The sequence below is a fragment of the Lysobacter sp. 5GHs7-4 genome (genome assembly GCF_021284765.1).
GTDB lineage: Bacteria > Pseudomonadota > Gammaproteobacteria > Xanthomonadales > Xanthomonadaceae > Lysobacter.
Genome location: NZ_CP089924.1, coordinates 4474707 through 4501124 on the forward strand (window position 1 = coordinate 4474707; position 26418 = coordinate 4501124).

General features: G+C 69.3%; 25 protein-coding genes. 6 read left to right on the plus strand and 19 right to left on the minus strand.

Features of this window, described 5'->3' with window-relative positions; translation table 11 throughout:
* The first annotated feature begins 34 nt into the window (after positions 1 to 34).
* A complete protein-coding gene (locus LVB77_RS20245) occupies positions 35 to 511 on the plus strand; it encodes a GNAT family N-acetyltransferase (protein WP_232907996.1) in 477 nt (158 codons plus the stop codon).
* Here the strand turns inward: LVB77_RS20245 and LVB77_RS20250 are convergent.
* On the minus strand, positions 492 to 1394 hold the full coding sequence (locus LVB77_RS20250; protein ID WP_232907997.1) for a DUF417 family protein: 903 nt from the start codon (positions 1392 to 1394) through the stop codon (positions 492 to 494). The two genes, LVB77_RS20245 and LVB77_RS20250, sit on opposite strands and share 20 nt — an antisense overlap.
* 206 nt (positions 1395 to 1600) lie before the next feature.
* Between LVB77_RS20250 and LVB77_RS20255 the strand changes: the two genes are divergently transcribed.
* A complete protein-coding gene (locus tag LVB77_RS20255) occupies positions 1601 to 2260 on the plus strand; it encodes a DUF2306 domain-containing protein (RefSeq protein ID WP_232907998.1) in 660 nt (219 codons plus the stop codon).
* Here LVB77_RS20255 and LVB77_RS20260 read toward each other — a convergent pair.
* Complete coding sequence (locus LVB77_RS20260; RefSeq protein ID WP_232907999.1) at positions 2240 to 3361, minus strand: AraC family transcriptional regulator; 1122 nt, start codon at positions 3359 to 3361, stop codon at positions 2240 to 2242. The genes LVB77_RS20255 and LVB77_RS20260 overlap by 21 nt on opposite strands.
* Before the next feature lie 103 nt (positions 3362 to 3464).
* Between LVB77_RS20260 and LVB77_RS20265 the strand changes: the two genes are divergently transcribed.
* Complete coding sequence (locus tag LVB77_RS20265; protein WP_232908000.1) at positions 3465 to 3920, plus strand: nucleoside deaminase; 456 nt, start codon at positions 3465 to 3467, stop codon at positions 3918 to 3920.
* Between the two features lie 137 nt (positions 3921 to 4057).
* Complete coding sequence (locus LVB77_RS20270; RefSeq protein WP_232908001.1) at positions 4058 to 5299, plus strand: hypothetical protein; 1242 nt, start codon at positions 4058 to 4060, stop codon at positions 5297 to 5299.
* Between the two features lie 42 nt (positions 5300 to 5341).
* Here LVB77_RS20270 and LVB77_RS20275 read toward each other — a convergent pair whose 3' ends face one another.
* The 4 genes from LVB77_RS20275 to LVB77_RS20290 are packed head-to-tail and all read right to left on the minus strand — an operon-like array spanning position 5342 to position 8331.
* Complete coding sequence (locus LVB77_RS20275) at positions 5342 to 5812, minus strand: DUF2269 domain-containing protein (RefSeq protein ID WP_232908002.1); 471 nt, start codon at positions 5810 to 5812, stop codon at positions 5342 to 5344.
* Entirely contained in the window at positions 5809 to 7116 is a 1308-nt protein-coding gene (locus LVB77_RS20280; protein WP_232908003.1) for an SDR family oxidoreductase, read from the minus strand. Before LVB77_RS20280 ends, LVB77_RS20275 begins: the two co-directional genes overlap by 4 nt.
* 58 nt (positions 7117 to 7174) lie before the next feature.
* Positions 7175 to 7756, minus strand: a complete 582-nt coding sequence (locus tag LVB77_RS20285) for a hypothetical protein (RefSeq protein WP_232908004.1) — start codon at positions 7754 to 7756, stop codon at positions 7175 to 7177.
* The gene (locus LVB77_RS20290; protein WP_232908005.1) at positions 7753 to 8331 is read right to left on the minus strand and encodes a sigma-70 family RNA polymerase sigma factor; all 579 of its coding nucleotides are present in this window, start codon (positions 8329 to 8331) and stop codon (positions 7753 to 7755) included. The genes LVB77_RS20285 and LVB77_RS20290 overlap by 4 nt, the downstream gene beginning before the upstream one ends.
* Positions 8332 to 8648: 317 nt before the next feature.
* On the opposite strand from LVB77_RS20290, the gene LVB77_RS20295 reads away from it, so the two are divergent.
* Positions 8649 to 9086 carry a hypothetical protein gene (locus tag LVB77_RS20295; RefSeq protein WP_232908006.1) on the plus strand — a complete coding sequence of 146 codons (438 nt, stop codon included), beginning with the start codon at positions 8649 to 8651 and terminating at the stop codon, positions 9084 to 9086.
* A 311-nt stretch (positions 9087 to 9397) separates the two neighbouring features.
* On the opposite strand, the gene hslU is transcribed toward LVB77_RS20295, so the two are convergent.
* Complete coding sequence (gene hslU / locus LVB77_RS20300; RefSeq protein WP_232908007.1) at positions 9398 to 10768, minus strand: ATP-dependent protease ATPase subunit HslU; 1371 nt, start codon at positions 10766 to 10768, stop codon at positions 9398 to 9400.
* Positions 10769 to 10824: 56 nt separating this feature from the next.
* A complete protein-coding gene (gene hslV / locus LVB77_RS20305) occupies positions 10825 to 11376 on the minus strand; it encodes an ATP-dependent protease subunit HslV (protein WP_232908008.1) in 552 nt (183 codons plus the stop codon).
* Between the two features lie 138 nt (positions 11377 to 11514).
* Between hslV and LVB77_RS20310 the strand changes: the two genes are divergently transcribed.
* Positions 11515 to 12738, plus strand: coding sequence for a M23 family metallopeptidase (locus LVB77_RS20310; RefSeq protein WP_232908009.1), 1224 nt, complete (start codon positions 11515 to 11517; stop codon positions 12736 to 12738).
* A gap of 33 nt (positions 12739 to 12771) precedes the next feature.
* Here LVB77_RS20310 and LVB77_RS20315 read toward each other — a convergent pair whose 3' ends face one another.
* The 11 genes from LVB77_RS20315 to LVB77_RS20365 form a co-directional block, all read right to left on the minus strand.
* Positions 12772 to 14049 (minus strand): pitrilysin family protein, encoded by a 1278-nt coding sequence (locus LVB77_RS20315; protein ID WP_232908010.1) that lies wholly within the window; start codon positions 14047 to 14049, stop codon positions 12772 to 12774.
* Positions 14046 to 15395: a pitrilysin family protein gene (locus tag LVB77_RS20320; protein WP_232908011.1), complete on the minus strand. Its 1350-nt coding sequence runs from the start codon at positions 15393 to 15395 to the stop codon at positions 14046 to 14048. Before LVB77_RS20320 ends, LVB77_RS20315 begins: the two co-directional genes overlap by 4 nt.
* Positions 15396 to 15411: 16 nt before the next feature.
* A complete protein-coding gene (locus tag LVB77_RS20325; protein ID WP_232908012.1) occupies positions 15412 to 16803 on the minus strand; it encodes an MATE family efflux transporter in 1392 nt (463 codons plus the stop codon).
* 25 nt (positions 16804 to 16828) lie between these two features.
* Positions 16829 to 18064, minus strand: a complete 1236-nt coding sequence (locus tag LVB77_RS20330; RefSeq protein ID WP_232908013.1) for a cytochrome P450 — start codon at positions 18062 to 18064, stop codon at positions 16829 to 16831.
* A 1145-nt stretch (positions 18065 to 19209) separates the two neighbouring features.
* Positions 19210 to 20346, minus strand: coding sequence for a cytochrome P450 (locus LVB77_RS20335; protein ID WP_232908014.1), 1137 nt, complete (start codon positions 20344 to 20346; stop codon positions 19210 to 19212).
* A 392-nt stretch (positions 20347 to 20738) separates the two neighbouring features.
* Positions 20739 to 21575, minus strand: coding sequence for a tyrosine recombinase XerC (xerC, locus tag LVB77_RS20340; protein ID WP_232910379.1), 837 nt, complete (start codon positions 21573 to 21575; stop codon positions 20739 to 20741).
* Positions 21576 to 21794: 219 nt separating this feature from the next.
* Positions 21795 to 22469, minus strand: coding sequence for a DUF484 family protein (locus LVB77_RS20345; protein ID WP_232908015.1), 675 nt, complete (start codon positions 22467 to 22469; stop codon positions 21795 to 21797).
* On the minus strand, positions 22466 to 23320 hold the full coding sequence (dapF, locus tag LVB77_RS20350; RefSeq protein ID WP_232908016.1) for a diaminopimelate epimerase: 855 nt from the start codon (positions 23318 to 23320) through the stop codon (positions 22466 to 22468). Before dapF ends, LVB77_RS20345 begins: the two co-directional genes overlap by 4 nt.
* Positions 23317 to 23604, minus strand: coding sequence for a lipoprotein (locus LVB77_RS20355; protein WP_232908017.1), 288 nt, complete (start codon positions 23602 to 23604; stop codon positions 23317 to 23319). Before LVB77_RS20355 ends, dapF begins: the two co-directional genes overlap by 4 nt.
* A gap of 37 nt (positions 23605 to 23641) precedes the next feature.
* On the minus strand, positions 23642 to 23986 hold the full coding sequence (locus tag LVB77_RS20360) for a YbaN family protein (protein ID WP_232910380.1): 345 nt from the start codon (positions 23984 to 23986) through the stop codon (positions 23642 to 23644).
* Positions 23987 to 24188: 202 nt separating this feature from the next.
* Positions 24189 to 26381, minus strand: a complete 2193-nt coding sequence (locus LVB77_RS20365) for a S9 family peptidase (RefSeq protein ID WP_232908018.1) — start codon at positions 26379 to 26381, stop codon at positions 24189 to 24191.
* Between the last annotated feature and the right edge of the window lie 37 nt (positions 26382 to 26418).

The following is a 26418-nucleotide window of genomic DNA, read 5'->3' on the forward strand; positions in this document are numbered from 1 at the left end:
CGGCGCCCGCGTACCGGCATGGCATGATCCGGCCATGTCCGCCTCCCCTGCCCTGCGCTGGCTGATCAAGCCCTACGCCGAACTCGAACGCGACCAGCTCTACGAACTGCTGCGCCTGCGCGCGCAGGTGTTCGTGATCGAGCAGAACTGCGTCTACCTGGACCCCGACGGCAAGGACCGCCATCCCGAGGCCCTGCACGTGCTCGGCTATGCCGACAACGGCGAGCTGGCCGCCTACCTGCGCATCCTGCCGGCCGGGCTCAGCTATCCGCAGGTCAGCTTTGGACGCGTGCTGACCGCGCCGGCCTTCCGCGGCCGCGGCCTGGGCGACGCCATGGTCGAGGCCGCGCTGGCCGCGATCCAGGCGCACTGGCCGGGCGCCGACATCCAGATCGGCGCGCAGGCCCATCTGCAGGGCTACTACGGCAAGCACGGCTTCGTACCTTCGTCCGAGCCCTACGTCGAGGACGGCATCCCGCACGTGGATCTCATCAGGCGCGCGGGCGCCTGACCGCAGCCGCGGGCGCGCGCGACGGCGGTTCGCTGAGCAGCAGCACCGCGGCGCCGGCCAACAACAGCAGATCCTTGAGCAGGAACTGGCCGGTACCGCCGACGTACGGGAAACCGTAGCCGGGCTCCCAGCCGGGCGTGGTGAACAGGAAGGTGTTGGTGAGCACATAGGTGCCGATCGCCAGCCACAGGCCCCAGCGCGCCAGCGCCGGCCGCCACGGCCACAGCGCGATCGACGCCGCGGTCGCCAGCTCGATAACGCCGATCACGTTCGACGCGCCCTGTTCGCCGAAGGGCCCGTACAGCCAGGCGAACAATGGACTGGGCCGCATCAGCCCGGCCACGCCCTGCGCCTCGACCAGGGTGAACTTCATCAGTCCGATCCACACCAGCACCAGCAGCTGGCCCGCCCACAGCAGGTACAGCGCGCGCCGCCGGCCGTGCGGGCAGCCGCGTTCGCGCGCGTACAGCCCCAGCGCCAGGCCGGCGATGCCCAGGTGCTTGAGCAGGGTCTGACCGCTGCCGATCACCGGGAAACCGCCGTAGGGCGGGTCGTGGATCCAGGCCGCGGCGCCGAACAGCAGCGCCAGCCCCGCGCCCCAGAACAGCATCGCCGCCAGCGCCGCGCCCTTGCGCCACGCGCCGCGCGGCGCCAACAGCAATGCCAAGCCGATGCCCGACTCCAGCACCGCCAGCGCCAGGCTCAGCGCCGGGGCGGTCTCGGCCGGCGGCAGCCAGGCATAGCGCGCGAAGGTCCGTTCCAGCGCGGCGATCTCGAACGGAAACAGCCGCATCAGCCCGAACCACAGGCTGAGCAGGCCAAGCAGGCGGGCCGACAGCTCCCAGACGCGGGACAGGGCGGGACGTTCCTCGGGGTAGTGCATGCGGATCTCCAAACGGCGCTATCGGCTTTCGACCCTGACTAGAGGCCGCGCAGGGGCGATCGGATGCGCGACCCGGCGCAATCGTCGGGGGCGATGGCGTTCCCGCCCTGTTCGTGGCGCTTCGGACGTACGAATCCGCCGTCTCGGACGACCTCGCACGCCGTCGCGGCCACGCTGGCACCTCCTGAATCCAACGGAGGTACGGCATGTCGCGTGCAAAGGTGTGGTTGCGGTGGGGAGCGGCGCTGACGTTCGGCCTGTCCTGCGTGGCGGTGGCGGCGTATGCCTTCACCTTCTTCCATTACCGCGACGCCTCGATGGGCAATCCCTTCGATGCCCGCTTCGTCGTCTCCGGCTGGGACGTACCCGGCCATCTGTTCGGCGCCGGCCTGGCCCTGCTGCTGGCGCCACTGCAACTGCTGACCGGCGCGCGCCGGCGCTGGCCGCGCCTGCACCGCCTGGGCGGCGGGCTGTACGCGGGCGGCATCCTGATCGGCGGCCTCTCGGCGCTGTCGCTGGCCACCCACGCGCAAGGCGGCTGGGCCAGCGGCAGCGGCTTCGTGCTGCTGGCGCTGGCGTGGATGGGCGTCACCGCCCACGGCATCCGTTACGCGGTGATCGGCGACTACGAGCGCCATCGGCGCTGGATGTGCCGCAGCGTCGCCTTGACCGCCTCGGCGGTGACCCTGCGCCTGATGCTGGGCGTGGGTGCGGCCGCCATGCATTGGCCATTCCTGACCGTCTACATCACCGCCGCCTGGGCCTGCTGGACCTTCAATCTGGCGGTGTGCGAACTGTTGCTGCGCTGGCCGCAGATACGCGCGCGTTTCGCGGCCGGGCGCCGGCTAGCCGCCCTGCCCCGCTGAAGCCGCCGCGTGCTGCTGGCGATAGGCGCTGGGCGTCTGGCCTAGCTGGCGCTTGAAGGCGGCGTTGAAGGTCGATTTGGAGGTGTAGCCGCAGGCGTAGGCGATGTCGAGGATGGTGCGCGCGTCGCCGCCATCGGCCAGGCAGGCGCGCGCGGCTTCGACGCGCTGGCGATTGATGTAATCCCAAAACGAACCCTCGAAGCGGCGGTTGATCACCGCCGACACCAGGTACTCGGGGTAGCCGCTGCGCTTGGCCAGTTGGCCGATGGTCAGCGCCGGTTCGCGGTACAGCTGCTCGCGCGCCATCAGTTGCGCCAGGCGCGCCTCCACCGCCGGGAAGCGCGGATCGTCCGCGGCCGGCGCCTCCGTCGGCGCGGCCTCGTCGCCGGCGGCCGCGGGTTCGGCCGCCACCGCGACCTGATGCAGGCTCAGATAACCGATCACGAACACCCAGGCCACCACCGCGCCGTAGATCAACGGATAGTCGATCCCCGGGATGCGCGTCAGCCACTGCATCACCGCGATGCACCAGATCACGATCTGCGACACCGCCATCGCGTCGATCCAGTGCAGCGACATGCGGTCGGCGTCCGAGCGCCGCTGCCGCAGCCGGCGGCGATACGCGCGCACCTGCAGCAGGCCGGCCAGCACATAGCTCAGGCTGTAGCCGAACAGCAGCAGATCCAGCCACGGCCGTCCCGGCCACTCGCCGCCGCGGCGCAGGTAATCCAGAAAGGCGCGGTCCTGCGCCGCGTCCTGCAGGAACAGGCCGATGTTGGCCACCAGCCCGATCGCGAAACCGCTCAGGTGCAGCAGATCGCGCCAACGCGGCGCGCGCGCCTGCGTCAGCGTGCGCACGTAGAGATAGAACAGGCTGCCGTAGAAAAACGGGAACAGCCCGACCAGGCGAAAGGTCTTGATCCATTCCGGCGTCGGGCCGTGGAACCACACCGCCTTGACCGCCAGGTCGACGCCGATCGTCGCCACCCACGCGGCCAGCACGCGGTTGGCCTGCACGTTCACCGGCCTTCGCCACAACGCCAGCGCCAGCAACAGGGCCTGGCCCGCACCGATCGCGAATACGATGCTCCAGAAGATCATGCGGCGCGGATCGTCGGCGTGGCGGCGGGGCCACGATTATGCCCGCCTCTCGACCGCGTCGGGCGCACAGGCCAGACTGCGCCTCTGTCTTCCGGAGTTGCCCATGCTCGCCACCCCCGATTACCGCGCCCTGCTCGCCACCGCCGTCGCCGAAGCCCGCCAGGGATTGGCCGAAGGCGGCATCCCGATCGGCGCGGCGCTGTACCACAACGACGGCCGCCTGCTCGGCTGCGGCCACAACCGCCGCGTGCAGGAAGGCGACCCGTCCGTGCACGGCGAAACCGACGCCTTCCGCAAGGCCGGCCGCCAACGCCGCTACCGCGACACCATCATGGTCACCACGCTGGCGCCGTGCTGGTACTGCAGCGGCCTGGTGCGCCAGTTCAACATCGGCACCGTGGTGGTCGGCGAATCGGTGACGTTCCAGGGCGGCATTCAATGGCTGCGCGAGAGCGGCGTCAACGTGATCGATCTCAACGACGGCGAATGCATCGAGATGCTCGGCGGCTACATCGCACAGCACCCCGAGATCTGGAACGAAGACATCGGCGAAGACTGAACGCGACGCGATCTGCTCGGTGCACGCTGATTGGTGCGCGCTGACACGCACCGTCATCCGGCGGTGTTACCCTGCCGATGCAGGGGTGATCAATGGATTGGTGCGTCCATCCATGCAGCGGTACACAAGGAGATCGAATGAACGCAATGCGTAAGCGGGCGCTGCTGTCCTGCGCCCTGGCCGTCACGGGTATGTTCGCCGCGCCGGCCTGGGCCGGCAGCGTGCAGTGCGACAACGACCGCGCCGCGGGGCAATACCCCTGCGACAACATGGGCGGCCTCAACTACGTCTACCGCAGCGGCCAAAGCGGCGACTGGAACGGCGACGATCGTCTGAACTCCACCAGCAGCGGCTGGTACGGCTGGTTCTTCCCCGGCGTCGAGCGCAGCTACAGCTTCTACGCCTGGCTCAACAACGGCGCCTTCACCGACGCCTACGCGCGCTACGGTGTGATCGACACCAGCAACGCCTACCGCCAGACCGCCGTCATCAACCAGAACACCGCGCCGGGCGGCTGGAACTACGCGGGTTACGGCTATGGCTACCTGTTCACCGTCACCCCCAGCGGCAACGGCCGCAACGGCGCCGACATCGTGCAGCTGTACTACTCCGGCAGCCTGGCCGCGGCCGATACCGCCCCGCGCATCGCCGAGGCCGATCGCGACGTCGGCGGTCGCTGCCCTTCCGTCACGCCGGCCGATCCGCGCATCGCCGCGTTGCAGCAGCGCATGCTCGACGCCGGCGACGCCTACCGCGACGTCGCCGGCTCGGTGGACCTGCGCTTCAGCAACAACGGCCAGGACGAAGCCATCGACTTCGAAGTGTCGCGCACGCAGCGCAGCAGCTTCGTGCGCATCGCCCGCGGCCACGACCATGTCGAAGAACACGCCACCCGCGACGGCACCAGCCTGAGTCTGTACCCGCAAGCCAAGGCGTATCGGACGACTTCGCTCGCGGAGCTGCCCGCGCCCAGCGGTCCGCGCGTGTATCGCAACGCGCGCTGCGAGCCGGTGTTCGTGCACCGCAGCGACAGCGCCGGCGCGGTCGGCGCCGACAACGTGATCTCGCCGCAGAACTACGCCTTCTGGCTGTCCACCGAGGACGTGCGCATCGCCGGCCGCCAGCGCCTGCTCGGCCGCGCCGCCACCGTGGTGGCCGGCAAGCACGGCGACTACCTGGGCCACAAGCTGGGCGCGGACAGCTTCCGCATGTGGGTGGACGACAAGACCGGTGCCCTGCTCAGGCTGGTCGGTCGCGACCGCAACGGCGCGGTCGCCTACGCCATCGAGGTGCGCGACCTGCGCTTCGACACCGGCCTGCCGCTGAAACCGGCACTGACCGCGCCGCAGGGCTGGTCGCGCTTGCCGCAGCAGCGCTGATCCATCCGCAGCGCGCGGGCTCCGGCCCGCGCGCTGCAACGGCTAGACCGGCTTGAGCACCATCAGCCAGAAAATCGCGATCACGCTCAGGAACGCGGGCCAGCCCAACCAGAACCACCAGCGCATCGCCCGGTGATAGGCCGGCGGCAACGGCGCGTTCGTGCGAGCGGCCTCCATCGCCAGATCGCGCGCGCGCAACTGCAGCCACAGCACCGGCAACCAGCACGCGCCGATCACGAAGAACAGCAGCAACGCGGTCTTGACCCAGAACAGGTCGAACGGCAGGCCCAGCTGACGCACCAACCACAGGCCGCTGAAGAACTGCACCAGCACCGCCGGCGCCGTGAAACAGGCATCGGCGATCACCACCGTGCGCGCGGTTTCGGCGATCACGCGCGCATCGCCACGCCGATGCGCGAGCCAGAAGAAGAACGCGATGCCCAGACCGGTGCCGAACAGCAGGGTTGAGGACAGGATGTGCAGCCACTTCACCCACAGATAGGCCATGCTCATCTACGCTCCGCCAAGACCCAGGCCACGGCCAGCGCCGGCAACACCAGCAGATTCTTGGCCAAGCCGCCCAAGGGGTCCAGCCACAACCCCGGCAGCGCGATGCCGAACACGACGGTATAGGCCGCTACGCTGAGCCCCATCAACCCCAGCACCCAGCGCGGGCGCCGGCCGCTGGCGAGCCAGACCGCCAGCAGCAGATCCAGCGTCGCCGTCGCGCGCGCCAACGGCAGCGGCGCCCAATGCGCCAACGCCGAGTCCGCGGTCAGCGCGTCGATCGTCGCGGCCGGCGTCGCCCAACCGGCCCAGGCCGACAACAGCCACAAGGCGACGATAGCCACGCGCAAGCTCGGCGCGAGAAAATACAGCTGCGCCTGCCAACGGTCCTGGACCTGGCTGGGATGCGCGGCCAACACCTCGGACAGCGCGCGCGGCGTGTAGCCGAAGCTCTCGCGCAATCGCGAAGTCGCTTGCGGCGCGGTCACGTTGCCGCGCCGGAGCATGCGCCACATGGTCTCGCCGACCGGACCGCGCCCCAGCCACTCGCCGACCCGCACCTGCGCGGACACCAGCGCCTCGGGCACGCGCCAGGCGCGTTGCCCGTCTATCCGCAACCAACGTCGCCAGGCGCTCTGGTAGTCGCGCAAGGCCATGGGCTCGGGGCCACCGACCTCATAGAGGCCGCGCTCCCCGCCGCTCAGGGCGCGCGCCGCCAATTCGCCCAGGTCCTCGGCCGCGACCGGCTGGATCGGCCAACGGCCGTCGCCCGGCAGCAGCTGCATGCCCGGGAACGCCGCCAGCGCACGCAGCAGCGAAGTACCGCCGTAGGAGCCGGACGTCGCATAGACCACCGACGGGCGCAGCACCACCGCGTCCAGCGGCAAGGCCAGCAGCGCCGCGTCGAAGCGATGCTTGGAGGCGATGAATTCGCCGTCCTCGGGGCGGCCCAGCGCGGACAACTGCACGAAACGCGTCACGCCCGCGCTCACGCAGGCGCGCGCCAGCGCAAGCGGCGCATCGACATGGATGCAGGCGAAGCTCTGGCGCCCGCTTTCGCGCAGGATGCCCGAGGCGTTGACCACCGCGTCCACGCCGGCCAGCAAAGGCCGCCAATCCGCCTCGTCGCGCAGCCGGGTGAGCTCGCAGTGGCGCTCGTCCTGCGCCAACGCGCCGCGCCGGCGCACGCCGCGCAGTACGCGCCAACCCGAACGCCGCAGCGCGGCGAGGATGTACCCGGCCAGAAAGCCGTCGGCGCCGATCACCAGGACGGTGCGGACGGCGGGCGTAGGCGGGTCGGCTGCGGACATGCGCGACAGGCTAACCCAACGCGCGCGGCCGCAGCTCCACGATGCGCCGAACCGCGCGCTAACCGTCGCGCAGCTGCGCCTGCAGCTCGCGCAGGTAAGCCAGGCGACGGCGGCCACTGCGGTGCTTGAACCAACCCATCGCCGCGGAGAACAGCGCGCCCAACCCGCCGCCGACCGCACCGCCGACCAGGCCGCCGATTTGCTTCGGTTGGGCGTCCACCAGGGCGAACGCGAAGACCGCCAGCATCAACAGCAGCGCCGACCAGGTGCCGTGACGCCAATAGCGCAGGCTGGCGTTGACCCGGCCGATCTCCAGCTCCAGCATCGCCGCCACGTCCAGACCGTCGTCGCGCAGTTGCCGGCGGCGCAGCCACAGCGACCACAGCTGGAAACCGATCGAGATCGGGATCATCGCCACCAGGATCGTCCTCATCGGATCGCCGGTCTCGGTCTGGACTATCAGCCAGACCAGCGCCGCCAGGATGGCCAGGGTCAGCAAGACCTCGCCCAGCAGGGCGCGCCGCAGGCTGCGCCCGCGCTTGCGCACGTCCGCGCGCAGGCGCTCGACGTCGATGCCGGCGTCGGGCTGCGCGCGCCACTCGTCGCCCAGTGCGGCCCAATCGAAATTCGTGTCGCTCATGCCGACTCTCCCCGACCGTCCGCGCCCAGGCCATCGCGCAGCTCGCGGCGTGCGCGGCTCAAGCGTTGCGCGACGGTGTTTTCTTCCAGCCCCAGCGAACTGCCGATCTCGCGCAGGGAAAATCCTTCCAGGGCCAGCACCACCACCTGGCGCTGGCCCAGCGGCAGGCGCCGCACCGCGGCCAGCAGGTTGCGGCGACGCTGCTGGGCCTCGGCGTGGCGCAGCGGGTCGTCGCCTGGATCGGGGTGGTCTTCGTCCAGTTCGTCCTCCACCCGGCGGTGGCGGGCGAGGTAGTCGATCGCGCGGTTGTGCGCGACCCGCGCCACGAAGGTGCGCAGCGACGCGTCGCCGCGCCAGCTCGGCAAGGCGCGCCACAGCGCCAGGCTGATTTCCTGCAGCAGGTCTTCGCGCCGTCCCGGCTCGGCCTGATAGCTGCCGGCGATGCGGCCGAGCATCGGTCCGTGTTCGCGCAGCACCGCGTCGAAATTCGCTGTCGCAGCCCCGCCCGCGCGCCCCTGCACTTGCGCGGCGCCGTCGCCACTCTGCGTCGAAACCGCTTTCGCGGTGTTGTCCATACCGGTCTTCCTGGCTCCCCTGCCTGCATAGTCTGCCGGGCCGCGGAAAACCTGACACGTCCGCTCAGGCTACCGCGGCGCCGGTCGAGGCCCGAGCCTACACCCTCGGCAACACGAGCGAGTTACCAGCGCGAATCATCTATTCGCACCAATATTTCACGCGTCGCAGTTAATCGAACCCTAGTTGCATCGCAGGGTGAGATTACCGCGTAACTCGGCGACGAGGACGGCCGTGCGCCGAATCCGTCCACTATAATATTCTCAGAATGGAGCGGGTCAGAGATGGCCTGGAGAATGCGACAGGTTCCGAGATTGCGATGAAGATCGTTTACACACTCTTGCAAGACCTGAAAGACAACCCGGCGCGAGCAGACCGTATCCACGCGACGACTCTCGACGACTCCAAACCCTATCTCGGACTGGCGGGGACGCAGGGGTTGTTCGCGAGCAAAGAGTGGTGGCGCGCGATCATCGACGGCGATCTTGAGGTGATGTTCTTTTCAGGGACGATACGTCGCCTGTTCATCCCCGGAATGCCGGGCGATGCCATCTCCGAACCCGATTTCGAATGCGTGTCCGACGATGGCGAAGTTCGCATCTCGAGCCGGTATGCGAATGACCCCAACGACCTGGCGCTGTTTCAGGTCGGAAAGAGAGTGAAGATGGCCTATGTACTGGATCAACTGAAGGCGCCTCGTTCCGACGGCACAACGAACTATGCGGACATCCTGCTCGAACTGTCGTTAGAGGAGTGAGCGGCGATCGCAATAGGTAGCGTGGAATTCGTGACGCTGCAATTTACGAGATCGAGCGTGGACAGCCCAAGCTGTCGTCTGGATTCTGATGGCAGCGCTATTTCTCAGCAACATTATCGCGGCCGGCAAAATCAGCGACGCCAGGCAGAGAAAATCTGCACAGGCACCCTGGCCGCGACCGTGCTTATCTATCTGTTTTACGAGACATTTTGTGGGGCACCTGAATCACTCCCCGAGGACCCACCACGGATCAGACACTTTCGTGCCTGATCCGTTGAATGGACAACGCGACGCAGCCATCGCGCAGCGCGTTACAGGATGTAGCGACTCAGATCGGGATCCTGCACCAGCTCGCCCAGATGGGCATCGACGTAGGCGCGGTCGATCACCACGGCCTGGCCGTCGCGGTCGGGCGCCTCGTAGCTCAGCGTATCGAGCAGGCGCTCCAACACGGTGTGCAGGCGGCGCGCGCCGATGTTCTCCTGGCGCTCGTTGACCTGGGCGGCGATCTCGGCCAGACGATCCACCGCACCGGCGCTGAAGCTCAGGTTCACGCCCTCGGTGCGCAGCAGCTCGACGTATTGGGTGGTCAGCGCGGCCTTGGGCTCGGTCAGGATGCGCACGAAATCGTCCTTGCTCAGCGCGCCCAGTTCGACCCGGATCGGGAAACGGCCCTGCAACTCGGGAATCAGGTCGCTGGGCTTGGCCAGGTGGAACGCGCCCGACGCGATGAACAGGATGTGGTCGGTCTTGACCGCGCCGTACTTGGTGCTCACGGTCGAGCCCTCGACCAGCGGCAGCAGGTCGCGCTGCACGCCTTCGCGGCTGACGTCGCCGCCGCCGACGTTCTCCGAACGCTTGGCGACCTTGTCGATTTCGTCGATGAAGACGATGCCGTGCTGCTCGCAGGCTTCGATCGCGGCCTCGCGCACCTCGTCCTCGTTGACCAGCTTGCCGGCCTCCTCCTCGATCAGCTGCGGACGCGCGGCCTTGATGGTGAGCTGGCGCTTGTGGGTCTTGCCGCCCGACACCTGCGAGAACATCTGCCGCAGCTGCTGGCCCATCTCCTCCATGCCGGGCGGCGCCATGATGTCCACGCCCAGGTTGACCGCGGTTTCGATCTCGATCTCGCGCTCGTCCAGCTCGCCGGCGCGCAGCTGTTTGCGCAACTTGGCGCGGGTGTCGTTGTCGGGCGCCTGATGGTCCTGCGCCGGCGTGTCGGCGCCGAAACCGAAGCCGCCCGGAATGCGCTTGGGCAGCAGCGCGTCGAGGATGCGGTCCTCGGCGCGGTCCTCGGCCTGGGTGCGCACGCGGTGCTTGGCCTGCTCGCGGTACAGCTTGACCGCGGTGTCGGCCAGATCGCGCACGATCTGCTCGACGTCCTTGCCGACGTAGCCGACCTCGGTGAAGCGCGTGGCCTCGACCTTGACGAAGGGCGCGTTGGCCAGCGTCGCCAGGCGGCGCGCGATCTCGGTCTTGCCGACGCCGGTGGGGCCGATCATCAGGATGTTCTTGGGCATCACCTCGTTGCGCAGATCCGGCGCGAGCTGCATGCGCCGCCAGCGGTTGCGCAGCGCGATCGCGACCGCGCGCTTGGCCGCGTGCTGGCCGACGATGTGACGGTCTAGCTCCTGCACGATCTCGCGCGGAGTCATGGTGGCGTGGCTGTTATCGGGTTTCATAGGGGGGAGAAATGAGTAGGGTGAGCGAATGGCGGATGGTTGCAGGGCGGACGCCCTTACAACTCCTCCACCACCACGTTCCGATTGGTGTAGATGCAGACGTCGCCGGCGATGCCGATCGCCTCGGTGGCGAGGGTGCGGGCGTCGAGTTCGGTGTGCTTCATCAGCGCGCGCGCGGCCGACAGCGCGTACATGCCGCCGGAACCGATGGCGATGATGCCGTCCTCGGGCTCGATCACATCGCCGGTGCCGCTGATGATCAGCGAGGTTTCGCGGTCGGCGACCGCGAGCAACGCCTCGAGCTTGCCCAGGCGGCGCTCGGTGCGCCAATCCTTGGCCAGCTCGACCGCGGCGCGGGTGAGCTGGCCGTGTTTCTCGAGCTTGGCTTCGAACAATTCGAACAGGGTGAAGGCGTCCGCGGCCGCACCGGCGAAACCGGCGAGCACCTGGCCCTCGCGGCCGAGACGGCGCACCTTGCGCGCGTTGGCCTTCATTACGGTATGCCCCAAGGTCACCTGTCCGTCGCCGGCGACCGCGACGCGGCCGTTGCGGCGCACCGAGACGATCGTGGTGGCGTGAAAGGTGTTGGGGTTCTGACTCGGGTCCATACGGCCTCCGGGGTACGAACTCCCTTGATGGGGTCGGCCGGCGCCGGCGCAAGGGGCGCCCGAGGCCACGCGCGTGCGGCCGGCGCGGCGGCTAGTATGGCCGCACGCCGCGCCACCCCGCGGACACAGGACATCGCGATGCCCGCCACGCCCCGCCCTTCCGACGCCCACCCGTTGCCGTTGCACGCGATCGGCTGCGCCTTGGCGCTGTCGCTGAACCTGCTCTGGCCGCACAGCGCATCTGCGCAGACCGATGTCGCGCCGCAGGTCGCGCTGGCACCGGTCGAGGTGCGCACGCCGTGGGCGCCTGCGGCGGTCGTCGGCGGCGATGGCCGCAGTCATCTGGCTTACGAACTGCACGTGAGCAATTTCTATCGCGACACCGGCGTGCTGCGCCTGCGCCGCATCGCGGTGTACGCCGATGCGCAGAGCGCGCCGCTGGCGAGTTTCGAAGGACAGGCGCTGGCGCAGATCGTGCAAGCGCAGCCGGCCGACGACGCCGCCAGTGATGGCGTGCTGGTAGCGGCCGGCATGCGCGCGATCGCGTTCGTATGGCTGACCCTGCCGGCGGGCACGGCGGCGCCGCACACGCTGCGCCATCGGTTGGAGTTCGTCGACGCCAAGGGCGCGCTGCAACTGGTCGACGGCGCGCGCGTGGCGGTCGACGCGACACCGCCGGTGCGGCTGGGCCCGCCGCTGCGCGCGGGGCTGTGGCTGGCGAGCGAAGGGCCGGGCAATTCGCGCTCGCACCATTGGGGCAGCCTGGTCGCGGCCAACGGCCAGGTCACCATTCCGCAGCGCTACGCGCTGGACGTGTTCGGCCTGGACGACCACGGCCGCGCACTGCGCAACGGCGCGCTGGACCTGCGCAAGAGCAAGCGCGAGGACTGGATCGGATACGGCAGCGACGTGCTCGCGGTCGCCGACGGCGTGGTGCGCGACGTGCGCGACGGCCAGCCGGACCACTCGCCGCTGGAGGCGCAGCCGGAACCCGAATCGCTGACCGCTGCCGGCCTGTACGGCAACTACGTGGTGCTGGAGATCGCGCCGCAGGTGTTCGTGCATTACGCGCATCTGCAGCCCGGCAGCGTGGGCGTGAAAGTCGGCCAGAAGGTGCAGCAAGGCGCCACGCTGGGTCGCATGGGCCAGTCGGGCAACACCAACGGGCCGCACCTGCATATCCATGTGTCGAACGCGGCGACGTTCGAAGGCTCCGAAGGGCTGCCGTTCGTGTTCGAACGCTACGCTTCGCCCGGCGACTGGACGCTGACCCAGGCGATCGACCCGGCATCCACGTTCAGTCCCAAGCGCGAACCGCATCGCGATCAGATGCCGCTGGACGGCGAGGTGATGGGGTTCTGAGCGGGCGCGCCAGCCGCGCCAGCGCAGGCACGGCTAGCCGTCCTCGTACGGCCCTGCGATGCAGGTGCTCCAGCGCTGCGGCTGCAGGCCCTCGCCGATCGCGCGATTGAGTTGTTCCAGCGTGAGCGCGGCCATGCGCCGCTCGTAGCCGCGCAGATCGCCGGGTGATTCGCCCCGCTCGGCCTCCGCCAGGATCGCCGCGCTCAAGCCGTCCAGCGTGGCCAGGCCGATTTGATAGGCGCCGATCGCCGCGCGGCGCGCGCTCTCGAACTCCGGCGCCTGCACGCCCGACGCCGCCAGTTCCGCGATGGTCTCGCGCGTCACGGCCACCGCATCGTCGAGCTTGTCGGGACTGGCCGACAGCGCGACCTGCCAATGACCGCTGCCACGCGGCGCGTCGACCAGCGTGGAACGGATCGCGTAGCTGAGGCCGCGCTGTTCGCGCACGCGCGCGACCAGACGCGAGGCGTAGGCGCCGCCGAGGATACGGTTGGCCAACTGCAGGGCGGTATGGTCCGGATGCGCGCGACCGACGGCCAGGCGCTGGCCCATCGCCACGCCGTAGCTCTCCTGCTCCGGCAAGCGCATGCGCACCCGCTGCGCCGTCGCGTCAGGCGTCACCCGATCCTCCTCGGCCGGCAGCGCGCACGGCGTCCACGGCGCCAGCTCGCGTTCGACCAGACGCGCGGCCTCGTGCGGATCGACGTCGCCGACCACCGCGATGCGCAGCTCGTTGGCGCCGTAGCGCTCGCGATGACAGCGGCGCACGTCGGCGATGCCGTAGCGTTCCAGCTGTGCGATCTGCTCGTCGGTGCCGGGCTCGTAAGCGGGATGCGCCGGCGGATACAGCGAACGCGTGAGCGCGCTGGCGGCGGCATGGCCGGGATCGATCGCGCGGTACTGCAACTCGGCGATCATGCGCGCGCGTTCGGCGTCGAGCAGGGCCTGATCGAACTCGGGTTCGCGCAGGCAGGCCAGGGTCCAGGCCAATACCGGTTCCAGATCGCTGGCGCAGGCGCGCGCGCTGAAGCGCAGGCCGTCCGCGTCGGCTTCGACCGCGTACGAGGCGCCGCGGCCTTCCAGCAACTCGGCGATCTCGCAGCCATCGTGGCGCGCGCTGGCGCAACCCACCAGAGCCGCGACCAGGCGCTGCAGCATGACCTCGCCGGGCTGCGATGCCGGCCCGGTGCGCAAGCGCCCGCTGACGGCGACGATGGCTGGCGTGCCCGCGCGCAGCCCGTAGTAATCCGCGTGCGCCAACGGCAAGGCGAGGACCGACGGCGGCATGTCGGAACGCAGCTGCGCGTTCATGCCGACACCGCCTGCGGCGCGCGCGCGTCGAACGTATCGACGAGATAGGCCACGGTCAGCCCGCGATCGCTCAGGTAGCGCTGCGCGACCCGCTCGACATCGGCGGCGCTCACCGCCGCGATGCGGTCGGCCGCCGCCGCGTAACCGCGCCAATCGCCGCAGGCGATGGCCTCGTTCAACTGCATCGCCACCGCCAGCGGTCCGTCGCGCGAGGTCAGCAGGCTGCCGCGGATGCGCGCCTTCGCGCGCGCGACTTCCTCGTCGCCGACGCCGTCGCGGCGCAACTCGTCCAACGCGGCGCGCAGGGCCTGTTCGACCTGCGCGTGTTCGCACTCCGGATGCACGACCGCGCCCAGTTGCAGCAGCCCCGGACAGCGCAGGCGCGCCAGGCTGGGCCAGACCTCGGTGGCCAGACCCGCCGCGATCAGCCGGCGGTGCAGGCGCGACGCGCGGCCGCCGGCCAGGACCAGGCCCAGCACCTCCAGCGCGTCCAGGTCGGGATCCACGCCCGCAGGCGTGCGGTAGGCCAGCATCACGATGCCCGGCGCGCCGGCGGATTCGACGACGGTCCGGCGCTCGCTCTCCTGCTCGGGTTCGGGCGTTTCCGCGAACGCCGCTTGCGGCCGTGCCGGCAGCGCGCCGAAATGGCGTTCGGCCAGCGCCCAGGCTTCGTCGCGCCCGACGTCGCCCAGTACGGTCAGGGTGGCGTTGTCGGGCCGATAGTGGCGACGGTAATGCGCCAGCAAATGATCGCGCTGGAAACCGGCGATGTCCTCGCGCACGCCCAGCACCGGCACGCCATAGGCATGCCGCGCGAACGCGGTACGCCAGACCGCCTGGTGCAGCAGCTCGACGGGGTCGCCGAGATGGCGGTCGAACTCGTTGAGCACCACCGCCTTCTCGGTCTCCAGCTGCGCCGGATCCAGGTTCAGATGGTTCATGCGGTCGGCCTCGATCTGCGCGACCAACTCCAGGCTGTCGCGCGGCACCAGACTGAAATAGTGCGTGCGGTCGTACCAGGTGGTGGCGTTGGCCTGCGCGCCCAGCGGCAGCAGCAGATCGAGGATGCCGTTGCCGCGCCGCGGATCGAAGGCCGCGCTGCCTTTGAACATCATGTGTTCGAGCATGTGGCTGGCACCGCGCACGCCGTCGGCCTCGTGACGGCTGCCGACGTCGTAGGTCAGCATCAGCAGCGCCACCGGCGCGGTGCGCATCGGCAGATGCAGCACGTTCATGCCGTTGCCGGCCAGCCGATGCGCCTGCCATCCGCCGCCGTCGCCCGATGGCGGCGACGCGGACGCGGCGCTGCTGGCGTCGAAGCTCGATCGTGCTGCCGTCGCATCCATCCGTACGGTCCTGTCGTTATCGGGTCGCCGGCAGGCTTGCGGCCGCCAGACCGTCGTCGGCCGCCAACGGCGCCGGTTCCGCCGGACGGCCGAACTCGCGCCGCAGGAACCACCAGGCCATCAGCGCCTGGGTGGAGCCGGCGGCGACCATCGACCACCAGATCCAGACCGGACGGAAACCGGCCAGCATCGACAAGCTGCCGGCCACGCACACCAGCAGCACCATATGCAGCAACTGCGCGATCAGGCCGGCGCGGGTATTGCCCATGCCGGACAGCACGGCGAACGCGGTGTTGGCCAGGCACAGCGGGATGAAGTCGATCGCCGTGATGCGCATGAACGAAGCGCTGGCCGCGACCACCTGCGCATCGTCGGAGAAGCGACTGCCGATCCAGGGCGCCAGGCTCTCGAACACCAGCAGCAGCACCGGCACCAGCACGCAGGCGAAGACAAGGCCGGTGCGCAAGGTTTCGTTGACGCGATCGCGCAAGCCGGCGCCGTAGTTCTGGCCGACGATGATGCAGATCGCACCGGTGAGCGCGGTCAGCGGCATCAGCCCGGCCTGGAACGCACGCTGTCCGACCGCGAAGCCGGCCTGCTCGACCGGACCGAACGGACGCAGCATCAGGCCGATCGCCAACAGCGACACCGCCACCACGCCGCTGCCGATGCCGGCGGGAATGCCGATCTTGATCGCCGACCACAGCTCCTGCGGCCAGGCGAACCACAGGCGCGGCCGCATGCGCAGGTAGGCGTCCTTGCGCGCCAGATAACCCAGCAAAGCCAGCATGACCAGCGAGCAGGCCAGCAACGAACCGGCGCCGTTGCCGTCCACACCCATCGCCGGCATGCCCAGCCAGCCGAACATCAGCACCGGCGTCGCCACCGCGCCCAGCGCCACCGTGCCGACCTGGGCGAGCGCGCCGGCCCTGACGTTGCCGGTGAACTCCAGCATCGTGGCCAGCACCAGCATCGGGATCTGCACGGCGATGGAAGGAATGAACCAGCCGTAGTACGAGGCGATCGTCGCCGCGGTGGCGGCGTCGGCGGTCATGACGTGGCTCAAGGCGTCGCGGCAGCTCCAGGCGACCAGCGCCACCAGCGCCGACACGATCAGCGACGCGCCGAACGCCTCGTTGAAGATGCGGTCGACGCGGCCGTGATCCTTGGCGCCCACCGCATGCGACAGCAGCACGCCGGCGCCCATGCTCAGCACCGGCATCAAGGTCAGCGCCAGCATCATCGGCATCGCCGCCAGGGTCACCGCCGCCTGCGCGGTCGGTCCCAGCCGCCCCAGCCAATAAAGGTTGATCAGCGCGAATACCGTCGAGGCCAGCGCGTTCAACAGCAGCACGCCGCCCATCTTCAACAGATGGCGCGCGATCGGGCCTTCGGTCAGATCCTGCATGGCCTTCCTCCGCGGCGGGCAGCGGTCACGGACGCACCACGGTGCCGGTGAAATCCATCGGACGGATCACCGAGGCGATCGCCATCTTCGCCCGCTCGGGCTCGGACACCTGCAGGCGGTAACGGGTGCTGAGCAGGTGCGCCATCAGGATCAGCTCGCCCAGGCCGAGGTTGGCGCCGATGCAGGACTTGGGCGCCCAGCCGAACGGCACGTAGCTGCCGTGCGGGCATTGCTCGCGGCTCTCGGACAGCCAGCGATCGGGATCGAACACGTCCGGGTTCGACCATTCGCGGCCGTCGTGATGGGTGAAGAAGGAACTCAACACATAGACCTGACCGGCCTTGAGCTGGGTGTCGCCATGGCAGATGTCGGTGCGCACGTTGCGCGTGACGATAGGCGGCGAACTCCAGATGCGCAGCACTTCCTTGATGAAACGCGTGGTGGTCGGCGCCAGGCGTGCCGGCGATTCGCACAGGGCGTCCAGGGAAAGCGCCGACAACTCGGCCATCATGCGTTCGCGCCATGCATCCTGGCGATGCCATTCGTACAGCAGGCAGGCCGCGGACGCGCCCGGCGAGCTGGTGATCGCGGTCAGCAATGCGGTCACCGCGTCGGCGGCGCGGTCCAGGCCCAACGCCGGCATCATGTCCACCATCGGATCGGTCAGATCCTGCTGGCGCGGGCGGCTGCCGTTGGCACGCCCCTTCAACTCGCGCCGGACCACCATCCCGACCTGGAACTGGTACGCCCACATCCGCGGCTTGTGCATCGGCGGACAGCGGTGCTCGTCGATGTCCGACAGCACCAGCGCCACCTTCGACATCACTTCGCGCACCACCCGCTTGTGCGCGCGCGGCGACAGGCCGGCGATGATGGCCGGCACCAACGGCTCCAGCATGGCGCGCTCGGCCAGCCAGACCAGGTCCTGGTCGCGCCCGACCTCCGCGTCCAGCAGTTCCTGCATGCGCAGGCTCAGGCGCTTGAAGCCCTCGGCGCTGGTGAGGTTGCGCATCTGCCCCAACCAGCCGGCGCGCACCTGGTGCCAGGACACCGGTTCGCTGCTGCGGCCGCGGATCACGTCGGAGAAGCCGTCGAGCATGGTCAGGTCGGCGTAGTTCGCCGCCTCGACGCGTTGCGCGGTCTCCGCGTCGACCACGGCCAGGGCCTGCTCGCCCTTGAGCCAGAACACTGTGCCGTCCTCCTCCATGCGCCGACGGAACGCCTGCACGGTGGGAATTTCCAATACCTTCGTGTCCTGCATCGTCCGCGTCCCTGGGTGGATGAGCTACAGCGCATGGAAACCGAAGGGCGGCGCGTCCCGCCCTCGGCGTTACCGCTCAGATGTTGTGGTACTGCACCCAGCGCCACGAGGTGATGCCGCAGCCCGAGGCGCCGCGCACGCCGAAAGCGGCTCGCATCGCGCAAATGACCTTCTTCATGTCGTCTCTCCTGTTGGACTGGCGAATGCCGATCAGATGTTGTGGTAGGCGACCCAACGCCACATGGTGATGCCGCAGCCCGAAGCGCCGCGCACACCGAAGGCGGCACGCATCGCGCAAATGACCTTCTTCATTTCGTCTCTCCTTGTTGGGATGGTGGGTATCGACTGCGTTTACGCCACGGCGCCGTCGCGATGTCCGGCCACGGCTCGTGGAGTCTGGTTGCGACGGCCGCTTCGGACCGCCGCGGAATTCCGATCGCACCTGCGGAGGAACCGAAGGCCGGGGGTCGCGCCGTGCGCGCCCGCGAGCCGATGCCCTCCCGGTCTAAGCCGGAGGCGGCAACGCCGCCTCCGGCATCGCGACTCAGATGTTGTGGTAATGCACCCAACGCCAGAAGCCGATGCCGACGTTGGCACCGGAAGCACCGCGCACGCCGAAGGCGGCCCGCATCGCGCAAATGACCTTCTTCATATCGCACTTCTCCTTGTTGATATGTGGGTTTACCGCGTCACGCCACGACGCCGGGCCCTGCCTCGGCCTTCGCGCCTTGGAGTCCTTGCTGCACCGGTCGCGTTGCGGCCGGCGCGAAATGGGGAGGTATCGGTACTGCCGCGATGTCGACGATGGGCGATCGGGGATACGGCTGCGATTCGCATCGGCGCGGCATCGCTAAGCCGGAGGCGGCGGTGCCGCCCCCGGCCCCACCACTTAGATGTTGTGGTAGGTCAGCCAACGCCAGCCGCCGATGCCGATGCTGGCGCCGGAAGCACCGCGCACACCGAAGGCGGCCCGCATCGCGCAAATTACCTTACTCATATCGAATCACTCCATGTGGATATGTGGGTACTGACTGCGTTTACGCCACGATCCGCGCGGCCACTCCTGCCGCGCGCGCCGTGGAGCCCTTGCTGCGGCGCTCGCCGGGCGAGCGCCACGAATGCTGGATCGTGATCGGTGTGCGTCCTCAGCGCGACGGTCGGACCTGCAGCGTGAACGGCGGCGGCGCCATCGCCGCGGCCACCGTCGGACGGTCGCCGTGCGCAACCACGTCGACCTCGCCCAGCGCGAGCACGCAGCGCAGCATGTCGGCGACCAGTTGCGTGGCCAGATCGGCCGCGACGCAACGGTGCGCGCCATGGCCGAACGGGATGAAGGCCGGATTGCGCCAGGCCTGCTCATCGGCCCAGCGCTCGGGACGGAACTCGGCCGGCTGCGCCCAATGCGCGGCGTTGCGCTGCACCAGATACGGACACACCACGACTTCGTCCGACACCTCGACCTGCACGCCCGACAGTTCGTGCGCCTGGGTCGGATGGCGCCCCAGCTGCCAGGCCACCGGCCACAGCCGCAGCGCTTCCTGCACGATCCATTCCGCCGGCACGTCGCGGCGCGGATGCGTGCCCCACAAGTACAGCGACCACGCCAGCACGAAGCCCACCGAACCCGACACGGCGAACAGGAACGACAGGTAGACCTCGGTCAGTTCGTCCTGGCGGCGCTGGGGCCCGTCCGAGTTCGCCACCACGTCGAGCATGTCCCGCGGCGGATCGCGCGGCGCGCGCTGGCAGTCGCCGATCGCGCCGGACAAGCGCAGCGTGGTGTTGAACTGCAGCCACATGCGCCGCCAGCGCGGCTGCCGCGCGCGCGCGCCGGCGAGCACGGAACGCTCGACGATCCGGTCGAGCAGACGGCGCAACGCCGGCGGACGCTCGGGCGCCAGCAACACCGGCAGCAGGTAGCGATAGCTCAGCCAGTTGCCGGCGTCGGGCCAGCGACTGGTCGCTGGCACTTGCTGGGCGATGAAATCGCGCAGCGCATCCGGGCCACGCGACTGCAGGAATTCGCGCAGCAGACCGCGCGCTTCGCGGCGCATCTTCAGCTGCGCCGAACGCGGTTCGAAATAACCGTAGCGGGTGTGGAAGAAATCGGAATGCTCGGCGTAACTGCCGTCGGCGTTGCTGAGCACCAGCCGCGCGGCAGCGGCATTGCCGAGGCTGTACTCGTTGCGTCCGGTCTGGACGATATCGCCGGCGCCGGATAATTCCCGGTCCAGAAATCCAAGCGGGTCCCGCTGAAAGCCGGACCAGGCTTCTTCTTTCAACACACGCCCTCCGATCCTGAAATCACGGGTGCTGATGCTGGGTTGTACGACGGCCGCGCCGCCTGGAGCTGCAAATCGCGGTGAAATCCTTCACCTGCACTCGACGTCGAGTATGGTCACCGTGAATGTGCCTCGTCAAGCACGTTTCTGCATGATTTCAGTGCGCCTTGTCGGCAGCTCGGCACCACCATGTCGTGGCTATGTCGCGGGCGATTCCGTCGCCGATACGTACGCGTACGGCATGGCGGACAGGCGCATGACAGCGACCGTTCGTCGGCGCGGCGCGCGGTACGACCGAACCGTGCACCGTTGCTGGAGGCTGTATCCGATCGATGGCGGGGCCGTGATGCGCCGACCTGGCGATGCGCTCGCGACGATCCGCCGCAAGCGGCTCAATCCTGCGTGGGCTTGCGCCTCGCGCGCGGGTGCGCGGCGTCGTAGACCTTGGCCAGGTGCTGGAAATCCAGATGGGTGTAGATCTGGGTGGTGGCGATGTCGGCGTGGCCCAGCAGTTCCTGCACGCCGCGCAGATCGCCGGAGGATTCCAGGATGTGGCTGGCGAAGGAATGACGCAGCAGGTGCGGATGCACGCGCTTGAACAGGCCCTGGCGTTGCGCGAGCTGGCGCAACCGCAGCTGCACCGCGCGCGGACTGATCGGCGCGCCGCCGCGGCCCGGAAACACCGGCGCTTCGTTGACCGCGCCGGTGGATGCACGCCACTCGGCCAGCGCCACGCGCGCGTGCGAACCCAGCGGCACGCTGCGTTGCTTGTTGCCCTTGCCCAGCACGTTGACCAGGCCGTCGGACAGATCCAAATCGCGCCAGCGCAAGCCGCATAGTTCGCTCAGGCGCAGGCCCGAGGAATAGAACAGCTCCAGCAGCGCGCGGTCGCGCAATCCCAGCGGCGCATCGGTGGGCACTTCGACCAGGGCCTTGGCCTCGTCCGGGTCCAGCACCTGCGGCAGCTTGCGCGGCGCCTTGGGCGCGCGAATCGCGGCGGCCGGGCTGCTGTCGACGCGGCCCTGCTTCAGCAGCCAGCCGTAGAAGCTGCGGCAGGCCGACAGACGCCGCTGCAGGCTCTTGGGCGTGAGGCCGCGGCGGTGTTCAGCGGCGATGAAGGCGCGCAGTTGTTCGGCATGCAGGGTCAGCAAGTCGAAACCCTGCGCCTGCACCCAATCGCTCAAAGCGAGCAGGTCGCGACGGTACGCGTCCAGCGTGTGCGCGGACATGCGCCGCTCGACGTGCAGATGGGCCAGAAAGTCTTCGATCGGTCCGACGGACACGAGGCGGGCGCTCCGAGGTTCAGCGGCGATGCTGGACGCCCATGCATCTTGCGAGCGTGTCGAGACGATGTCGAGCGCGTCGCTTGCGCGGCAAGCGCGGTGTCGCGGTCGCGGCTTGCGCCGCTCCTGCCCGAAGCGGCAGGCGCGGCGTGGATGCGGCCGGCCTCAGGCCGCGAAACGCTGCAGCGCCACCGCCAGCGACTCGCCCATCATGCGCAGGAACAGCGTGCCCATGCCGGGGAAGAAACGGTTGGGATCGCGGCTGCCGACCGCGATCATGCCGACGCCGGGCAGCGGCAGCAGCGCGGTGGATTGGACTTCGTCGGCCTGCTCGCCGTACAGCAGCGCGTGCTTCTCCGGCTGCAGGCGGCCGCACAGCGGCTCGCCGTCGGCCAGACAGTCGCGGAAGGGTTGCAGGCGCGCGTCGGCGGCGGCGATGGTCTGCAGCCACTCGGTGTCGCCCAGGCCGTCGACGGCACGGAACATCACCAGACGCACGCGGTCGCCGTTGAAATCCTCGGCCAGGCTGGCGGCCATCGCGCGCAGCGTGTCGGCGGCGCTGGTCTGGCGCATCAGCGCCAGGGTCAGCTGGTGCGTGCGCACCGACAGGCGCTCGTTTTCCTGGGCGTTGCCGAACAACTCCTGCAGGCGCCGCGACAGCTCGCGGTTCTTGTCGCGCAGCACTTCCAGTTGGTAGCTGGCCAGCGAGGCGGCCGAGCCTTCCTCGCGCGGCACCACCAGGCTCAGCGCCAGATCGGGAAACTGCTGCAGGAAACGCGGGTGACGACGCAGCCAGGCCGCGACTTCGTGCGCGCCCAACTTGTCCAAAGTTTCGTTCATTGCGCCCATTCCCCCTCGTAGACGAAAGCGGCCGGCCCCGACATGGACAAGGGAGCGTCGTCGGCCGGCCAGACGATGCGCAGCTCGCCGCCCGGCAGGGCCACGGCCACGTCGCGATCGACGCGGCCGCGCCGCATCAGCACCGCGGCCGCCGCGCAGGCCCCGCTGCCGCAGGCCAGCGTTTCGCCGGCGCCGCGCTCGTACACGCGCAGGCGGATGCGCGTGCGCGACTCGACCTGGGCGAAGCCGACGTTGACCGACTCCGGAAACGCCTCGTGCGACTGCAGCAGCGAGGCGATGCTGTCGACCGGCGCGGCGGCCACGTCGTCGACCTCGATCACCGCGTGCGGATTGCCCATCGACACCGCACCGAAACCGATCACGGTGTCGTGGATGTCGAGCACGTACTGGTCGCGCTGGCCCGGGAAGCCGTGCAACGGAATCGCATCGGGGTCGAAGCGCGGCTCGCCCATGCCGATGCGGTAGTGGTCCTGCGACAGGCGTTCGACCTGGTGGGTGTCGCCCGGGCTGTCGAGCGCGAAATCGCCATCGCCCGCGGCGCCGTCGCGTACCAGCCAGGCGGCGATGCAGCGCGCGCCGTTGCCGCACTGCTGGGAGGACGAGCCGTCGGCGTTCCAGATCCGATAGCTGGCGACCGAGCCGGGCTCGCGCGGGTCTTCGACGGTGAGGATCTGGTCACAGCCGGCGCCGAAGTGGCGGTCGGCGAGCTGGCGGCAGTGCGCGGCCGCGGGCGGCGCAAGGCCGCCGCGCAGGTCCAGCACGACGAAGTCGTTGCCGGCGCCGTGCATTTTGCTGAAACGCTGCATCGCTCGCTCCGCGGCGGGGATCATCGGCCGCCGTCGGCCGGCGGGGTCGGATCGGCGGTGCCGTCGCCGGCCTGGCCGTCGTCGGTCGCCGGTTCCGCGGCGGGATCGGCGGCCGCCGGCTCGGCCGACTTCTGCGGCAGCGACGGCGGCGTGGCTTCCGGCGCCATCTGCACCGGCACCTCGCCCGCGGGCTGGGCCGGCGCGGTCACCGGAACCGGCTTGGTGGGCAGGACCAGGGGGCCCTTGTTGCCGCAGGCCGAGACGGCCAGCGACAGCGCGATCAGACTCAGGACGAGGCGTGCATTCATGGCCGCAGTGTAGCCCGCGCGCGCGACCGAACGAAGCTCAGCGCGGCGGCGGTTCAGGTCGCGCCCAGAGCCAGATTGCGACCACGGTCATGAAGCCGGTGCCGGTGGCGGCCATCCACCATTTGGGGGCGGTCAGGAACATGATCACGGCGCAGACCGACATCATCCCCACCGCCAGCCGTTTGGCGCGGCGGCTGACCGCGCCGTGCGCCTGCCAGTCGCGAATCATCGGCCCGAACTGACGGTGCGCGAGCAGCCGGGCGTGCAGGCGCTGCGAGCCGCGCGCGGCCGCGAAGGCCGACAGCAACACGAAGGGAACGGTGGGCAGGCCGGGCACCACGATGCCGACGATGCCCAGGCCCAGGCTGGCGTAGGCCAGCAGCCACCAGGCCCAGCGGAATCTGCTGCGTGGCGCCGGGCTGGGCGCAGACGGATCGGTCGAAGCCGGGCTGGTTGACGCTGGACCGGTCGAAGCCGCGCTGCTCGGAGCCGGAGGAGCCGGAACGGGATCTTCGGGCGGCGACGGCTCGGTCATGGCACCAGTATGCGGCCGCGGCGTGTGCCGCGACCGCACCGGCGATGCGTCAGTGCGTTGCGGTGGCGGCACCGCCGCCGGCCAGGCCCAGCTGGCCGAGCATGAAGGCGAACATTTCCGCTGACTCGCGGTAGCGCTGGAAGCGGCCGGACTTACCGCCGTGGCCGGCTTCCATGTTGGTGCGGAACACCACCGGATACGCGCCGGTGTTCAGATCGCGCAGGCGCGCCACGTACTTGGCCGGTTCGAAGTACTGCACCTGCGAGTCCCACAGGCCGGTGCCGACGAACATCGCCGGATAGGCCTGCTTGGACAGATTGTCGTAGGGCGAGTACGACAGCATGTAGTCGTAGTACTTCTTCTGCTCCGGGTTGCCCCACTCGTCGTACTCGTTGGTGGTCAGCGGGATGCTGGCGTCCAGCATCGTGGTGACCACGTCGACGAAGGGCACCTGCGACAGGATCACGCGATACTTGTCCGGCGCCATGTTGGAGATCGCGCCCATCAGCAGGCCGCCGGCGCTGCCGCCGTAAGCGGCGACGCGGTCCGGTGCGGCATAGCCGGCCTTGACCAGGTAGTCGGTGACGTCGATGAAGTCGGTGAAGGTGTTCTTCTTCTTCAGCAGCTTGCCGTCGTCGTACCACTTGCGGCCCATTTCCTCGCCGCCGCGGATGTGCGCGATCGCGTAGACCATGCCGCGGTCGAGCAGGCTGACGTTGGTGACGCTGAAGCCCGGGTCCATCGAGGCGCCGTAGCTGCCGTAACCGTACTGCAGCAGGGCGGCCTTGCCGTTCTTCTCGAAGCCGCGCTTGTAGACCAGCGAGACCGGAATGCGCGCGCCGTCGCGCGCCGGCACCCACACACGCTCGGTCACGTACTGATCGGCGTCGTAGCCGCCCAGCACCGGCTGACGCTTGAGCAAGCGGCGCTCGCCGGTGAGCACATTGAGCTCGTACACGGTCGCCGGGGTGGTCAGCGAGGTGTAGCTGTAGCGCAGCCACGGGGTGTCGGTTTCGGGGTTGGAGGACAGGCCCATCGAGTACGCAGGCTCGTCGGCCTTGACGTACTCGGAGCTGCCGTCGGCCTTGAGCACGCGCACGCGCTCCAGCGCGTCGGAGCGCTCGGCCACGGCGGTGTAGCCCTCGAACAGCTCCACGCCCTCGATGTAGACGTCGTCGCGGTGCGCGATCCAGTCCTTCCATTCCTTGCGCGAGGTGGCGCCGCTGGGCGCGGTGACGACCTTGAAGTTGGTGGCGCCGTCGGCGTTGGTGCGGATCACCCAGCGGCCGTCGAAATGGTCGGCGTCGTACTCGACGTCGCGCGCGCGCGGGGCCAGCACGGTGAACGCGGCGGGATCGGCGGCGGGCGCGTAGCGCAGCTCGTCGGAGACCGTGCTGCTGACGCCGATCACGATGTACTTGTCGTCGCGGCTGCGGTCGATGCCCATGTAGAAGCTGTCGTCCTTCTCCTCGTACACCACCGCGTCCTGCGCGACCGGGGTGCCGAGCACGTGCTTCTTGACGCGCTTGGTCAGCAGCGTCTCCGGGTCGTTCTCGACGTAGAACAGGGTCTTGTTGTCGTCGGCCCAGACCAGGTTGGCGGACACACCCTTGATCTCGTCGGGATAGCTTTCGCCGGTGACCAGATTCTTGAAGCGGATGGTGTACTGGCGGCGGCCGTTGGTGTCGTCGGCGTAGGCCAGCAGGGTGTTGTCCTGGCTGATCTCGTAATCGCCGACCTGGTAGTACTTCTTGTCCTTGGCCAGGGCGTTGACGTCCAGCATCACCGTCTCGCCGGCGAAGTCGCGATCGGCGTTGGCCTTCTGAATGGCCGCGGCGTCGAGGCCGGGGCCGTCCTTGCGGCGCGCGTAGACCGGATAGTCCTGGCCGGTCTCGAAGCGGCTGTAGTACCAATAGCCGCGCTCGCGGCTGGGCACCGAGCTGTCGTCCTGCTTGATGCGGCCGACGATTTCCTCGTAGAGCTTGTTTTCCAGCGGCTTGAGCGCGGCCATCTGCGCGTCGGCGTAGGCGTTCTCGGCGCCGAGATAGGCCAGCATCTCCTTGTTCTCGCGCTTGTCGTCGCGCAGCCAGTAGTACTCGTCGTCGCGCTGCGCGCCATGCGGCGCCTTGACCACGTGCGGCTTCTTGGCCACGTCGGGCGGCTGCGGGGCGTCGGCGGCGGAGGCGTTGGGGGTCGTGGTCATCAGGAGCGTGGCGGCCAGCAGGAGGGAGGTCGGTTTCATAGATAGGGTCCGTTCGCGGAGAGCGCAATGGCCGGCG

Excerpts from the sequence above, each read along its gene's own strand:
- LVB77_RS20245 (WP_232907996.1), top strand. The coding sequence starts at position 35 with ATGTCCGCCTCCCCTGCCCTGCGCTGGCTGATCAAGCCCTACGCCGAA.
- LVB77_RS20250 (WP_232907997.1), bottom strand. The coding sequence starts at position 1,394 with ATGCACTACCCCGAGGAACGTCCCGCCCTGTCCCGCGTCTGGGAGCTG.
- LVB77_RS20255 (WP_232907998.1), top strand. The coding sequence starts at position 1,601 with ATGTCGCGTGCAAAGGTGTGGTTGCGGTGGGGAGCGGCGCTGACGTTC.
- LVB77_RS20260 (WP_232907999.1), bottom strand. The coding sequence starts at position 3,361 with ATGATCTTCTGGAGCATCGTATTCGCGATCGGTGCGGGCCAGGCCCTG.
- LVB77_RS20265 (WP_232908000.1), top strand. The coding sequence starts at position 3,465 with ATGCTCGCCACCCCCGATTACCGCGCCCTGCTCGCCACCGCCGTCGCC.
- LVB77_RS20270 (WP_232908001.1), top strand. The coding sequence starts at position 4,058 with ATGAACGCAATGCGTAAGCGGGCGCTGCTGTCCTGCGCCCTGGCCGTC.
- LVB77_RS20275 (WP_232908002.1), bottom strand. The coding sequence starts at position 5,812 with ATGAGCATGGCCTATCTGTGGGTGAAGTGGCTGCACATCCTGTCCTCA.
- LVB77_RS20280 (WP_232908003.1), bottom strand. The coding sequence starts at position 7,116 with ATGTCCGCAGCCGACCCGCCTACGCCCGCCGTCCGCACCGTCCTGGTG.
- LVB77_RS20285 (WP_232908004.1), bottom strand. The coding sequence starts at position 7,756 with ATGAGCGACACGAATTTCGATTGGGCCGCACTGGGCGACGAGTGGCGC.
- LVB77_RS20290 (WP_232908005.1), bottom strand. The coding sequence starts at position 8,331 with ATGGACAACACCGCGAAAGCGGTTTCGACGCAGAGTGGCGACGGCGCC.
- LVB77_RS20295 (WP_232908006.1), top strand. The coding sequence starts at position 8,649 with ATGAAGATCGTTTACACACTCTTGCAAGACCTGAAAGACAACCCGGCG.
- hslU (WP_232908007.1), bottom strand. The coding sequence starts at position 10,768 with ATGAAACCCGATAACAGCCACGCCACCATGACTCCGCGCGAGATCGTG.
- hslV (WP_232908008.1), bottom strand. The coding sequence starts at position 11,376 with ATGGACCCGAGTCAGAACCCCAACACCTTTCACGCCACCACGATCGTC.
- LVB77_RS20310 (WP_232908009.1), top strand. The coding sequence starts at position 11,515 with ATGCCCGCCACGCCCCGCCCTTCCGACGCCCACCCGTTGCCGTTGCAC.
- LVB77_RS20315 (WP_232908010.1), bottom strand. The coding sequence starts at position 14,049 with ATGAACGCGCAGCTGCGTTCCGACATGCCGCCGTCGGTCCTCGCCTTG.
- LVB77_RS20320 (WP_232908011.1), bottom strand. The coding sequence starts at position 15,395 with ATGGATGCGACGGCAGCACGATCGAGCTTCGACGCCAGCAGCGCCGCG.
- LVB77_RS20325 (WP_232908012.1), bottom strand. The coding sequence starts at position 16,803 with ATGCAGGATCTGACCGAAGGCCCGATCGCGCGCCATCTGTTGAAGATG.
- LVB77_RS20330 (WP_232908013.1), bottom strand. The coding sequence starts at position 18,064 with ATGCAGGACACGAAGGTATTGGAAATTCCCACCGTGCAGGCGTTCCGT.
- xerC (WP_232910379.1), bottom strand. The coding sequence starts at position 21,575 with ATGTCCGCGCACACGCTGGACGCGTACCGTCGCGACCTGCTCGCTTTG.
- LVB77_RS20345 (WP_232908015.1), bottom strand. The coding sequence starts at position 22,469 with ATGAACGAAACTTTGGACAAGTTGGGCGCGCACGAAGTCGCGGCCTGG.
- dapF (WP_232908016.1), bottom strand. The coding sequence starts at position 23,320 with ATGATCCCCGCCGCGGAGCGAGCGATGCAGCGTTTCAGCAAAATGCAC.
- LVB77_RS20355 (WP_232908017.1), bottom strand. The coding sequence starts at position 23,604 with ATGAATGCACGCCTCGTCCTGAGTCTGATCGCGCTGTCGCTGGCCGTC.
- LVB77_RS20365 (WP_232908018.1), bottom strand. The coding sequence starts at position 26,381 with ATGAAACCGACCTCCCTCCTGCTGGCCGCCACGCTCCTGATGACCACG.